The organism is Lysinibacillus cavernae (genome assembly GCF_009724685.1).
Lineage (GTDB): Bacteria > Bacillota > Bacilli > Bacillales_A > Planococcaceae > Lysinibacillus > Lysinibacillus cavernae.
In genome coordinates, this window is record NZ_WMEF01000005.1 from 92,123 (window position 1) to 105,228 (window position 13,106).

Genomic DNA, 13,106 nt, shown 5'->3' on the forward strand with positions numbered 1-13,106 from the left:
CACGATGAATATTGAAAAAGTATTTAATCAATTTCCTAATTTAAATTCCCCTCGTCTAGAATTAAAAAAGATTGAAGAATCCCATGTACAAGAGCTATTTGCAATTTACGATAATAACAAGGTTTTTGAATACTGCGGGATCATCCCCAAACACAACCTATCAACAGTTCAAAAAATGATTGGTCACTTTGAACGAGATTATTCGAAGAAAAGCAGAATAAAATGGGGTATTTTCGAAATAGCTAAAAGTGAAAAATTAGTTGGTATTATCGAAGCAATGGACTTCAATCAAAAAGTAAGTATGGTGACAATTGGTTACTATTTGGCTGAGACATCATGGGGAAAAGGCATCGCAACTGAGGCAGTAGAAACCATCGTAAAATTTTTATTGGCGGAAGTTAACGTTAATCGTATTCAGGCAGAGGTCATGCCTTTAAATGAACCATCTAAAAAAGTTCTGTTAAAAAATGGATTTATGAAAGAAGGTCTTTTACGACAAGCTACATTATGGTCCGGTAAAGGGATTGTTGATTTAGAAATCTATGGTTTCTTGAAAGAAGATGATGTAAATAATCTGCAAGGCTAGACTCTATTTATGTGTAGGGTCTTTCTTTTATTCTACAGACAAATGGACATTTTACCATCTCACAAATTGCTCTTTTACATAGATTAGAAATAGATGACTTGCGCTAGCATGACATTCAAACCATAAAGGAGCGTTAAAGGAATGGATGAAAACAGATATTTAACACGAATGAATTGGGGATTTAATAATTATCATAAATTTTCTAAATGCTATTGTGAATCGAAGAACTATTATTCAGGTTATGATGATAGCGTTGATCATGAGGTTGAAGAAGATTCATATAAAATCAAGTATTTCAATAGCCACCAATATGAAAAAAAATATCATGACAAAGACCAAGTAAATAACGACAGTAAGAAACCTTGTGAAAGCTGTGTTTGCAGTCACTTAGAATGCTTTGAACCAGGAACGTTAGTAGATGTATACCTTTCCAATGGCAGTCAATTTTTAAGTATTTACTTTATTTATCTTGACCCACAAAGCTGCTGTTCCTACTTCCTTCAAATCGATGAAAAAGCCGTACCTGTAATCATTGACTGTCAACATATTGATGCGATACGTAGAACCTGTTAGGCAAGCTAATTCTTTGGCTCTTCCCTGTTGGAAGTAGCCTTTTTGTGTTTCATTGAAATAGGCTGGTTATTTGCTTTAATGCATAACCAGCCATTAACGACTATCCTTCGTTTATCCACTCTATTAGTTGTTCATCAAAAGACTCAGGTTCTTCAAACATTGGGTTATGACCACTTTTTTCAAAAATGACTTTCTTTACATTGGGAACACATTCTACTGCCTTCCATAATGATACAGGTGCAACTAAATAATCATATTTACCCAGTCCTACAAAAATTGGCTTATTCAATTGATATATTAGTTGTATAAGATCCTGTTCAGCAAAGGCGACTCCCCAAAGGTAATCAATAACTTCCATATTTGTATAAACACTGTCCCACATAGAGGCAGCATTGAACGTAAAATCATAAAAGCTATGTGCGCCCATACGAATACACATGTGCACAAAGCGTCGTTCAGGTTCCTTCTTAAGATCCTGCTCTATAAAAGCCATATCATGCTCAAATTGTTTTTTACGTTCAGCACTTGCATTTGTCTCAAAATAAGACAAACTTTGTTGCTGTCTTTCTTGGCTATTCGTTGTTGCCGTATTTAATAGGATCACTTTCTGAACATGCTGAGGGTATGATTTCGCATACGCCATCGCCATAAATGCATGCCCTGAGTGCCCTAATATAATTAAATCATCCAGCTTTAGTATTTGTCTAGCTAGCTCAATATCCTCCACTATTTTGTCTAACGTATAATCAGCTTGTTTCAAAGGTCGAGGTGGCTTAACAAATCCTCGATGATCTATAAATATAAGCTGAAAATGTTGAGAAAAATTTTCAGAGAACAGTCGTGGATAATAAATACTACTTCCAACAACTAAAATCGGCTGACCGTGTCCCTTTACACTATAATTCAATTCAAATCCATCGCAAACGATTTTTTGATATGTCTTCATTTTTATCCTCTTTTCTTTATTGTTTAATCACTCCCCCTTCCTCTTGATGTTCCCGTGTCTTTTCCATTGAACGCTTTAGCATTCTATTCACCTCAATGCTTCTGCTTTTACACAAACAATACCATTGTTACAGATTCCTAGCAATTAAGTATTGTGTATAATTAACAAAAGGAGGAAGTATGTGAAAAAAGTCTAATAGAGCGATTACAGGCATTTCTCCTCAAGAAGGAACAGCAAACGCTAGTAGGTAAACCAGCGATTATAGACGAACTGACTCAGGCACAGCAACTGCTTCACGTACATTTTCATGAGGATTATGTACAGTTCATTGAGATGTTTGGTGGAGCATATGCAGGATTAGCGATCCATGCTTTTTCTAATGGTTCCAGTATAGGAAATGAAACTGTTGTCGATTTAACATTGGATTTTCGCCAACAATACAAAGATTGGTTAGCTCCAACTATCTTAGACACCAGCTATGTCATTTCAATGGATGGTGGCGGCAACCCCATTTTTATTGACTCATTAGGTAAGGTATTCATTTGTTATCATGATTCTGGGGAAATCAAGCAATTAGCCAATTCATTTGAGCTGTTGATTGAAGAAAACTTTTGTGAATGGTAATTAACAAAATTTACTAAGAAGAGGATTAATTAAATGGATAAACAGTTAACACATATTATCGCGTTAAGAGAAAATGGTCAGCTTGTAGAAGCAAATAAGTTAATGGTAGCACTAGTCAAAGATCATCCCGAAAATGCATACTATCAATTTCAATGTGCTTGGACATACGATTCTTTAGGACAAGAAAAAGAGGCAGTTCCCCACTATGAAAAAGCGATTCAATTGGGGCTAGAACCAGTTGTTTTAGTAGACGCCTATCTCGGTTTAGGTAGCACTTATCGTACATTGGGACAATATGAGCAAGCCAAACGGATACTTCAACAAGCCATTGACTTATTTCCTGAAGCCGAGCATGTAAAAGTCTTTTACGCCATGACACTCTATAACCTAGGCGAACATGAAAAATCAATGGAAACATTACTGAATACTTTATTACTCACGACCAATCATCAGGGCATTAAAGATTACAGAAAAGCCATTCACTTTTATAGCGATAAACTTGATCAAACATGGTCATAACTAAAAGAGGCTGGGACAAAAAGAAAAAATGTTAGACCGATTGTATTTCGGTCTAACACTTTTTTGATTTAGGAAGGAACACTCTATTCATTGAAGCGAAAAAGTTATTATCTGTTTTTGCTATTTTTCAAAATAATCGAGTTCTGTCCCAGCCTCTTATCATTGTTTTGCGATATTCGGCTTTTTGATTGTTGAAAAAAGGGCCATAAACAAGAATGTCAGAATACCACTAATGAAAAATAAATAACTCAATGGGATTAAAAAGAAGTTCTTCTCCACAATTGTTCCATCTGGCAGTAACTCATCGCCAATAATCCCCTTTATAAATAAACATAAAACACCTATCATCATTGGAATTGTAGCTAATAAATATTTTTTCATCATTTCTTCCTCCATAAAATCAATCTTATCCAAGCACCTTTGTAAAATACTTGTTATCGTTATATTAGCTTCAAAAACATCCTAAGTCAACAATTATTTATCGAAAAACAATAAATTATTATTGTTTTATATAAAATTCATTTTCCTCATAAACATGTAGTGTATGATAAAATAAGAACATATATTCCCCCTCTCTTATTTTTTTACGTAAAATGTTTAGTTTTTAAGGTAATTTTGGTGCGAGTGATAATAAATAAAATATAAATTGTTAATGTCGGATAATCTGTTATAATTAGGGTTTAAAAAAACAGCTACTTTGTAAAAAGTAACCGTTTGAATGATTTATATCGACTTTGAAGCCTGTTGTATTAGTGCAGTAACCATTTTATCCATTTGAGCAAAGCGATCATCCTGTGTTTGCCCTTTAACATAGCGATAATAGATTTGCTGACAAATGACCGCTAATTTGAAATAGGCAAAGGTACAGTAATATTGAATATCTTTAACATCTCGCCCGCTTTTCTCCGCATAGCGTTGAATAAACTGCTGTCGGGTATAAAAGCCTGGTAATACGGTTATTGGTGGTTCTCCAAGCGCATGTATCAACATTTTTGGATCATCCGCTTGCATCCAGTAACTCATCGCCACGCCAATATCAGCAAGTGGATCTCCTACAGTCGTCATTTCCCAATCAAAAAGACCAATCATCTCGGAATAATCCTGAGAGAACATGGCATTATTCAATTTAAAGTCGTAATGAATAATAGTTGCCTTGGAACTTGAAGGTAAATGATTCTTTAACCACTCTGTTAATGCTGATACTTCCTCATGCTCTGCTGTTTTCGCTTTTTCATAGCGCTCTATCCAGCCATGTACTTGACGTTCCATAAATCCATCAGGCTTCACCATATCCTTTAATGGCGTTTCCTGATATGGGATTGCATGGAGTGCTACTAGAGAATCAACCATTTTTTCCGACAACTGGCGTGCAAGTTCTTCTGTCGCATTTGTACCTTTTGGAAAGTGCGTATCAAGGACAATACCTTTTTTTCGTTCCATTAAAAAGAAATCACTGCCAATGATATCTCGATCCTCTACATAGACATAGGGCTTTGGAACAGTTTTTAAAAATGGATGCAATGCTGATAAAATGGTAAATTCTCGCTTCATATCATGTGCTTTCTTGGCAACTGGCCCAAGAGGAGGTCTGCGAAGAACGACTTCAAAATCACTTATTTTTAAACAATACGTTAAATTGGAATGACCCGCACTAAATTGTGAAATTTCGAGGTTACCTTGGGGTAGCTCAGGAAAATGACTTTCTAAAAAGTATTGTAATTTGACAACATCCAGACTCTCACTTGCCCTTACTTGCATTGTCTCCATTGTATCTCCCCCTTAAATAATAGAGCTCATGCCCCCATCTACAATAATGACATCTCCTGTCACATAATCTGAAGCTGGTGCCGCTAAAAATAATGAAACTCCCTTTAAATCATTTTCTGCACCTAATCGTTTTAACGGTGTAACTCCCATCAAATAATCTTGACCACGTTCGATTAGGACATTGGACATTTTCGTTGGGAAAAATCCAGGTGCAATGGCATTGACATTCACACCATATGGTCCCCATTTGACAGCTAAATCCTTCGTTAAGGTAATAACAGCACCTTTACTCGCATTATAGGCAATGGTATCCATAAATGCTGGCAATGTCCCTCCCAGCCCTGCAATGGAAGCAATATTAATTATTTTGCCGCTTTTCTGCTCTAACATAATTTTGCCAACTGCTTGGCTCATCAAAAATGTCCCGTTGACATTGACATCAAATACTTTTTGCCACGCTTCATATGGCATATCAATGGCAGGCGTTCCCCATGATGCGCCACTATTGTTAACTAAAATATCGATTTTGCCAAACGTTGTAATAGTTTGGGCAACAACATTGGCAATATCCTCTGGCTTTGTAACATCACAGGCTAGCGCTAATGTTTGGACACCTAATTTCTCAAGTGCTGTAGCAACCTCTTCACAGGCTTCCACTTTTCGTGAGCATAAGACAACATTTGCCCCTGCCTCTGCAAAACCATGGGCAATTTGTGCACCTAGTCCACGCCCTCCACCTGTCACAATGGCTATTTTACCTTTTAAGCTAAATAACTCTAGGACAGTCATTTCACCAGCTCCTCTTGTTTTTTTACATGCTTTTTCAATTCCAGTTTGGCAATAGTATTACGATGTACCTCATCTGGCCCATCTGCTAAACGCAATGTTCGTGAATTTGCCCATTGTGCCGCAAGCGTTGTATCGGGTCCTACACCAGCCGCACCAAATGCTTGAATCGCACGATCAATGACCCTGAGTGCCATATTCGGTGCAACTACCTTAATCATTGCTATTTCTGCTTTAGCCTCTTTATTCCCAACAGTATCCATCATATAAGCTGCCTTCAATGTTAAAAGTCTTGCCTGTTCAATATCAATACGGGATTCGGCAATACGCTCACGCATTACCCCTTGATCTGCAAGTGGTCGATGAAATGCCTGTCTCTCTTGTACACGCACACACATTTCCTCCAATGCACGTTCTGCTGCACCGATTAGACGCATACAGTGATGGATTCTTCCTGGTCCAAGTCGACCTTGAGCAATAGCGAAGCCTTTTCCTTCTCCCCATAAAATATTGGCCACAGGTACGCGCACATTCGTAAACGTCACCTCACCGTGTCCCTCAGGTGCATGATCATAGCCAAAAGCCGTTAGCATTCGCTCCACCTTTACTCCTGGTGTATCCATCGGTACCAGAATCATAGACTGTTGTTCATGGATTGGGGGCGTTGTATCCTTATGTTTACCCATAAAAATGGCTACTTTACACCGAGGATCACCAGCCCCTGTCGTCCACCATTTATGGCCATTTAAAATGTAATCATCCCCATCTCGCTCAATGCTCGCCTCGATATTCGTAGCATCGCTGGACGCAACAGCTGGCTCTGTCATAGCAAAGCAAGACCGTATTTCCCCTCGTAATAATGGTTCAAGCCATTGCTTTTTTTGTTGTGCTGAGCCATAACGTACAAGCACCTCCATATTTCCTGTGTCCGGTGCATTACAATTAAATACTTCTGGTGCCAGTAGTGAACGTCCCATAATTTCACATAATGGTGCGTATTCTAAATTGCTTAAGCCTGCACCGTATTCACTATCTGGTAAAAATAAATTCCATAATCCTGCTTGTTGTGCCTTCTGTTTTAGCTCCTCCATAATAGGTGGAATCGCTCCCCAACGATCCTCCATTGCCTCGACCTGTGTAGCATAAACAGCCTCATTTGGATAAATGTATTGCTCCATAAAATTCGTCAGCTTGTCCTGTAACTTCACAACTTTTTCACTATAGGAAAAATTCATTGGAAGATACCCCCTTTGCTTGAATTTTTAATAATGAATGAATGTTCATTTTCATTCTTACATTAAATGTTACCGCTATGTTTTTAGGAAAGCAACGCTTTATTTTTATAATTTTCTAATAAAACAGAAAATTAATCTATAAGGGACTATTCAAATATTAGAGTGTTTTCATTTCAAAAAACTGTAAGATATCTTTTAGCAATTGCCCGATTGCATACGGTAAATGGCGATTTTTTAAGTACACCAAATAAACATTTCGGCTCAGATTCGCATCCTCAATTTCTTTTTTCACAATCGTCTTGGCAGTTGGTCCTTGTAAGTAATTTTCAGGTAATATCGTCACCCCTAAATGTTCACGTACAAGTGACACAGCTGTTTCAAAACGTTCGATTTCAAATTGAATATTGATTTTCTTGCCTGCCTGTTCAAATGTAGATAAAATATCACGTCTTGTTTGAAACCCTTCCGTACTAATAATAAAAGGTTCTTCACTAATATCTGAAATCGTTAATGTATCTTTTTTGGCTAATGGGTGACCTAAAGGTAACACTGCGACTAATCGTTCTTCATATAAGGTTTTTACTTCAAGCTCTGAATCATCCATCAATTGGTTGGTGATGATTAGATGCGTTTTATAACTTTTCAATGATTTTTTTACACGCTTGCTGCCCAAAATATCGACTAAATGAATCTTCATTTGTGGATAGGCTTTTTTATAATCGGCAATTATTTTAGGTAACCAATGCTTGATGGATTCCATGACACCAATGGTGATTTCACTTGTGCCATGTACAATGACTTCATCCATTTCAATTTTTAACACTTCCATATTTTTTACAATAACTTTTGCCCGTTCAAATAGTAGCTCACCGGCTTCTGTTAACTGCAAATTTCTAGTATTTCTCTCCAATAAGGGGGAACCAATCTCTTGTTCAAGTTTTTTGATGGCATTACTTAAGGATGGCTGCGAAATATGCAGTTTTTCTGCGGCTTTTGAGAAATTCATCTGTTCTGAAACAGCGATGAAATAGTGTAATTGTTTAATATCCACCAGTCATATCCTCCTTCATTTATAGCTAAAAGCTATAGATTAATAATAATTATATATTAGTAAATATAATTATGTGAATATATAATGAATTACAACAATACTTTTTCTACAATAATATTAGCAATGGGGTTGATAAGGTTATGTACACAATGACAGATCAAAAACAATGGAAAGGCCGTATAGATTCAACGACAAATAAAAGCAGTTTCCGTTTACATCAACAAGTAAAACGATTGGCGATTAATGATGTAAGCGCTTCAGATAAAAAAAGTGCTGCACTCGTTGGTTTTATCTGCGATGAAGGGGTTCGTCGAAATCAAGGTCGTGTAGGAGCTGCAAATGGACCAAATGCACTGCGAGAAGCGCTCTCTAGCTTACCGTGGACCTTTGAGGACGATCAGCAAATTACCGATGTTGGTAACATCGTTTGTCTCAATCATGATTTAGAGGAAGCACAGCGTGAACTTGGTGAAGTTGTCGGAACAGTATTGCAAAAAAAATTACAATGTGTGGTGCTAGGCGGTGGTCATGAAACACTGTATGGCCATTATTTAGGCGTTCGTTCCTCGTTACCAAAGGATGCTAAAATCGGCATTATCAATATAGATGCTCATTTTGATTTACGACCATACGATGAACAGTCTTCTTCCGGTACAATGTTCCGTCAAATTTTAGAACAGGATTCGCATACTGATTACTTTGTTGTTGGCATACAACGCTACGGCAATACGAGAGAGCTATTCGAAAAAGCAGATGAATTACACGTGAAGTATGTGTTTGAAGATCAAATGACATTAGCGAACAACCAGCAATTAATGGATGATCTACAAGACTATATGAATCAACATGACTATATTCTTTTAACACTATGTATGGATGTGTTGAACGCTGCATTTGCACCAGGAGTAAGTGCACCTTCACCGTTTGGACTTGATCCATCAACTGTACGTACGATACTACAAAAAGTAACTGCGCATCCGCATACACAGTCATTTGATATTTGTGAGGTCAATCCGTTATTAGATGAAAATGGACGTACGGTTAAATTAGGTGCTTATTTCGTTTACGAAGCGCTGAACAACTTACTTAGGGGGCAAGGTTCATGATCGAAATCAATCAAATTACAACGGTTTTTTTAGCCGTTGCACTCTTTGCATTAGGTAGCTTTCTTATTAATAAAATAGGATTTTTAAAACGTTTTTGTATCCCAGCACCGGTAGTTGGTGGCTTACTGTTCGCTGCACTTGCCACTATTTTAAAGACAACAGGTACATTAGAAATATCGCTTGATACTTCATTACAAAGCTTATTTATGATTACTTTCTTCACAACAATTGGCTTAGGCGCTAGCTTTAAATTAGTGAAGCTCGGTGGAAAATTACTCATTATTTACTGGCTAGCTTGTGGCTTCCTTGCATTAATGCAAAATGTGATTGGTGTATCTCTCGCATCACTTATGGGCATTCATCCTTTAATCGGTATGATGGCTGGTGCCGTTTCTATGGAAGGTGGTCATGGAGCTGCAGCAGCATTTGGACAAACATTAGAAGATTTGGGCATTTCTTCAGCAATGACAATTGGTGCCGCTGCCGCAACTTGTGGTCTTGTTGCTGGTGGTTTAATTGGTGGACCGATTGTAAAATACTTAGTTGGTAAATACAATTTAACACCAGATGAACAAGAATCTGAAGAAATTGACTATGAAAATAAACATGAACAAATTACATCGGATTCGTTCTTTACACAAGTTTTATTAATTACATTCTGTATGGCAGTCGGTACGTATGTTGGTACATTATTCTCAGAAGCAACAGGTTTCGTCCTTCCAGGCTATGTGGGCGCTATGTTTGTAGCTGTCTTAGTACGCAATATTATGGACAAAGTAAAACCAGAAGCAGTTAATATGAAAAGCATCTCATTAATTGGTGATGTAACATTAGGTGTTTTCCTTTCCATGGCACTGATGAGTATCAAGCTATGGGAAATTGCTGATTTAGCTCTACCGTTATTCATCATCGTCTTTGCGCAAGTATTCTTTATTGTTGTATTTAGTATTTTTGTGTTGTTTAAATTACTCGGCAAAAATTACGATGCAGCCGTAATGGTAGCTGGATTTGCTGGACATGGCTTAGGTGCAACACCAAATGCCATGGCTAATATGTCTGCCGTTGTGCAACGCTTCGGCCCTTCTAAAAAAGCTTTTCTAGTAGTCCCGATTGTCGGCGCATTTTTAATCGACGTGTTTGGTATTCCTATTATTATTACAACGATTAATTTATTTAAATAACAAACAAGCCGTGCAATCGTCTTTAGAAGACTATCGCACGGCTTTCTTATTATTGTAATATCTCACTTACAGTAACAAATTCATAGCCTTGTTTTTGTAAGTAAAGAATGACATTTTCTAGGCCATTCGCTGTTGTTTGATGGATATCATGCATTAAAATAATACTACCATCTTTTACAGAAGCTTTGACATATGCTAAAATCTTATCCGCATTATGATGTTTCCAATCCAGCGTATCAATCGACCATAAAATCGAAGGAATGGTCATGACAGAACGCACTTGATCATTCATCGCTCCATATGGTGGACGGAAAACTGTTGGATACTGACCAATGGCTGCATAAATAGCATTACTTGTGCCATTGACTTCTTGTTTGACACCCGCTATTGATAAAGTCGTTAATTTCTTATGGTCAAAAGTATGGTTGCCGATTTCATGACCAGCCGCATAGACTTGATTGACAAGTGTAGCATTTCTTGAAACATTTTTCCCTACCATAAAAAATGTAGCCTTCGCATCGTATTTTTTTAATGTAGCCAATATTTGCGGTGTCACTTTGGCATTTGGCCCATCATCAAATGTTAAAGCCACACGTTTTTTTGCGCCTTTCGCTACTGGCACACCTTTATTATAAACTTTGTTATCCGTAAGTTGGATATTTGCTAGCTCAGAAGCTTTGACATACCCCTTTTGGTCGCCTGCTTCTATATAGGCCCAGCCTGCAAGCGTTATGTAATACTGGACGATCGTTTTATTAGCAAGTGTACCAAGAACTTCTCCGTTTGGGCTAGCTGTTAAACGTAGTTCAGTGCCAGCTTCAGCATTGATTTGTTTCTTTGTTGGGACAGGTTTTTTTAAAGCGTTTGTTGCCACATACCCTGTATCTTCACCATATTGGATAAAAGACCAGCCACCAGGCGCAGTGCCATACACATAAATTACTCGACCTTCATATAACTTTCCAACCTGCTGTGCGTTTTGGCTTGGCGCTTTAAATAAAGTCGTGCCACCCTTTTGAATCACTAAGTAACCTTCAGACTTCAATTTGACTAAACCATCAGATGTCACATAGCCTGTCTGATCAGACGTTTGAATATGAGTCCACCCTTTACTTGCTTGTGTTACATTAACATAGGTTCCTTTGGACACCTTACCAATTTCCGCGCTGTTTGTGGTTGATTCTTCATATATGACCAAATCTTTGATGACCTTTTGAATCACCACGGACCCTTCAGCATTTGCAGACAGCTGTCCCGCAAATAAGCCTGTCAGAAACGTCAAAAATATAGCATAAGGTAAAATTTTCTTCATTATTCTACACCGCCCTTAGATGTCTTTCCATGTCTGTTTAATAAAAAATGCTACGATTTTACTTTCATTATAGAGGAATAGTTCATACCAGAAAATAGTAATAATCAACTAGATTCAATGTTTTATATTTGACAATGACTGTTATACCTTCTCTTCCCCCTTTTCTATAAATCTATGCACAGATTATGATTATTTATTTTGTAGCACCTCCTGAATATGCGTAGTCTTAGGTAATGGGACAGCTAGTTTCAATTAAAATGGCGTGCCTTGCTCGAATTATTGAGAAGGCACTTCATTCGATTGAACACTTTGTTCAGAGGGGCTTCGAGAAGTGATATTCTGCTCATAGGATTGAGCGAATATCGTCATAGATGGAACGCTTTGAGCGATTCTCCCCGTGATTGAAGCTCCTTGCTCACTTTTTCAAGCTGAAATGTCCCTTTATTTTAAGACGATTAAACCTATGAAAAAGTTGAGTTTTTTTCATAGATTTTCCTCTTAGAGGGCTTTATAAGCCGTTAAAGCATCTTCGATATGTGGTGGTGGTGTCCAAGCAAAGCCTGGTGCATTTGTCGTAATGAATAGAAATTGTTGATCCCTTTTTTCAATTAATGATGCGAGACATAATCCTGCCTCGGGTGTATACCCCGTTTTCCCCCCTACTATGGTTCCTTCCATGCCAGGCATTTTTGTAAACAAGGAGTTCGCTATTGTTAATTCATTGGGCACATGCGTGGTATACATTTTCGACGTAAACATTTGATAAAAGACGGGGTTTTCCAAAGCATAACGTAGAAGTTTACTAATATCTCGTACACTCGATACATGTGCCTCATCATGTAGGCCACTGGCATTGACAAAATGCGTATCATTCATGCCCAGCTCATGTGCTTTGTTATTCATTAAAGTGACAAACTCATATTCGCTCCCTGCAACAGCATCGGCAAGTGTTCCTGTTGCATCAGCTCCTGAAGCGAGCAATGTACCGTATAATAAATCCTCAATAGTTACAAAATCACCTGCATTAAAGCCTGCCATCGAGGCATTCTGAGCAGTATATTTAGCAATCGTTTGTGGTTTTACAATTGTTTGTATTTGTAAATCTTCCGTCATCTCAATCGCAACGATAGCTGTCATAATCTTTGTTAAGGAAGCCGGATAAATGATTGTATCAGCATTCTTTTCGTATAACACTTCGCCCTGTTCGTTGAGCAACAAAGCATTTTTACTATGTAATGATGGCAGTTCTAGTTGAGCCAATTCTTGTGTTTTATTTGTGAAATAAAATAAGAAAACCACTATACAAATACAGCAGAACAACAACAAATTTTTCATAAAAAACGCCTCCTACACATTATAATAGGCGGCAATTCTGATTATTCCTGCGGTTAAGAACAACAGCGTATGAGGATTAAAAAAC

14 protein-coding genes are annotated in these 13,106 nt (G+C 37.6%); 6 read left to right on the forward strand and 8 right to left on the reverse strand.

Going from position 1 to position 13,106, the window contains the following annotated elements:
• The first annotated feature begins 4 nt into the window (after positions 1 to 4).
• A complete protein-coding gene (locus GJU32_RS12425; protein WP_155592270.1) occupies positions 5 to 586 on the forward strand; it encodes a GNAT family N-acetyltransferase in 582 nt (193 codons plus the stop codon).
• A 141-nt stretch (positions 587 to 727) separates the two neighbouring features.
• Positions 728 to 1,159, forward strand: coding sequence for a hypothetical protein (locus GJU32_RS12430; RefSeq protein ID WP_155592271.1), 432 nt, complete (start codon positions 728 to 730; stop codon positions 1,157 to 1,159).
• Positions 1,160 to 1,259: 100 nt separating this feature from the next.
• On the opposite strand, the gene GJU32_RS12435 is transcribed toward GJU32_RS12430, so the two are convergent.
• A complete protein-coding gene (locus tag GJU32_RS12435; RefSeq protein WP_155592272.1) occupies positions 1,260 to 2,105 on the reverse strand; it encodes an alpha/beta fold hydrolase in 846 nt (281 codons plus the stop codon).
• Between the two features lie 195 nt (positions 2,106 to 2,300).
• Between GJU32_RS12435 and GJU32_RS12440 the strand changes: the two genes are divergently transcribed.
• Positions 2,301 to 2,729 carry an SMI1/KNR4 family protein gene (locus GJU32_RS12440; protein WP_155592273.1) on the forward strand — a complete coding sequence of 143 codons (429 nt, stop codon included), beginning with the start codon at positions 2,301 to 2,303 and terminating at the stop codon, positions 2,727 to 2,729.
• Positions 2,730 to 2,762: 33 nt separating this feature from the next.
• A complete protein-coding gene (locus tag GJU32_RS12445; RefSeq protein ID WP_155592274.1) occupies positions 2,763 to 3,248 on the forward strand; it encodes a tetratricopeptide repeat protein in 486 nt (161 codons plus the stop codon).
• A 159-nt stretch (positions 3,249 to 3,407) separates the two neighbouring features.
• On the opposite strand, the gene GJU32_RS12450 is transcribed toward GJU32_RS12445, so the two are convergent.
• The 5 genes from GJU32_RS12450 to GJU32_RS12470 all read right to left on the reverse strand — a co-directional run bounded on the left by GJU32_RS12450 (position 3,408) and on the right by GJU32_RS12470 (position 8,087).
• Positions 3,408 to 3,629 carry a DUF3955 domain-containing protein gene (locus tag GJU32_RS12450; protein WP_420798382.1) on the reverse strand — a complete coding sequence of 74 codons (222 nt, stop codon included), beginning with the start codon at positions 3,627 to 3,629 and terminating at the stop codon, positions 3,408 to 3,410.
• A gap of 342 nt (positions 3,630 to 3,971) precedes the next feature.
• The gene (locus GJU32_RS12455; protein WP_155592275.1) at positions 3,972 to 5,015 is read right to left on the reverse strand and encodes a phosphotransferase family protein; all 1,044 of its coding nucleotides are present in this window, start codon (positions 5,013 to 5,015) and stop codon (positions 3,972 to 3,974) included.
• Positions 5,016 to 5,027: 12 nt separating this feature from the next.
• The gene (locus GJU32_RS12460) at positions 5,028 to 5,804 is read right to left on the reverse strand and encodes an SDR family oxidoreductase (protein WP_155592276.1); all 777 of its coding nucleotides are present in this window, start codon (positions 5,802 to 5,804) and stop codon (positions 5,028 to 5,030) included.
• Positions 5,801 to 7,036, reverse strand: coding sequence for an acyl-CoA dehydrogenase family protein (locus GJU32_RS12465; protein WP_155592277.1), 1,236 nt, complete (start codon positions 7,034 to 7,036; stop codon positions 5,801 to 5,803). The genes GJU32_RS12460 and GJU32_RS12465 overlap by 4 nt, the downstream gene beginning before the upstream one ends.
• A gap of 157 nt (positions 7,037 to 7,193) precedes the next feature.
• Positions 7,194 to 8,087: a LysR family transcriptional regulator gene (locus GJU32_RS12470; protein ID WP_155592278.1), complete on the reverse strand. Its 894-nt coding sequence runs from the start codon at positions 8,085 to 8,087 to the stop codon at positions 7,194 to 7,196.
• Between the two features lie 140 nt (positions 8,088 to 8,227).
• Between GJU32_RS12470 and hutG the strand changes: the two genes are divergently transcribed.
• Together hutG and gltS are read left to right on the forward strand one after the other, a co-directional pair.
• Positions 8,228 to 9,193, forward strand: coding sequence for a formimidoylglutamase (gene hutG, locus GJU32_RS12475; protein ID WP_155592279.1), 966 nt, complete (start codon positions 8,228 to 8,230; stop codon positions 9,191 to 9,193).
• Positions 9,190 to 10,374: a sodium/glutamate symporter gene (gene gltS, locus GJU32_RS12480; RefSeq protein WP_155592280.1), complete on the forward strand. Its 1,185-nt coding sequence runs from the start codon at positions 9,190 to 9,192 to the stop codon at positions 10,372 to 10,374. The genes hutG and gltS overlap by 4 nt, the downstream gene beginning before the upstream one ends.
• Positions 10,375 to 10,423: 49 nt before the next feature.
• Here gltS and GJU32_RS12485 read toward each other — a convergent pair whose 3' ends face one another.
• A complete protein-coding gene (locus GJU32_RS12485; protein ID WP_155592281.1) occupies positions 10,424 to 11,686 on the reverse strand; it encodes a polysaccharide deacetylase family protein in 1,263 nt (420 codons plus the stop codon).
• A 498-nt stretch (positions 11,687 to 12,184) separates the two neighbouring features.
• Entirely contained in the window at positions 12,185 to 13,021 is an 837-nt protein-coding gene (locus GJU32_RS12490) for a D-alanyl-D-alanine carboxypeptidase family protein (RefSeq protein WP_155592282.1), read from the reverse strand.
• Positions 13,022 to 13,106: the final 85 nt, after the last annotated feature.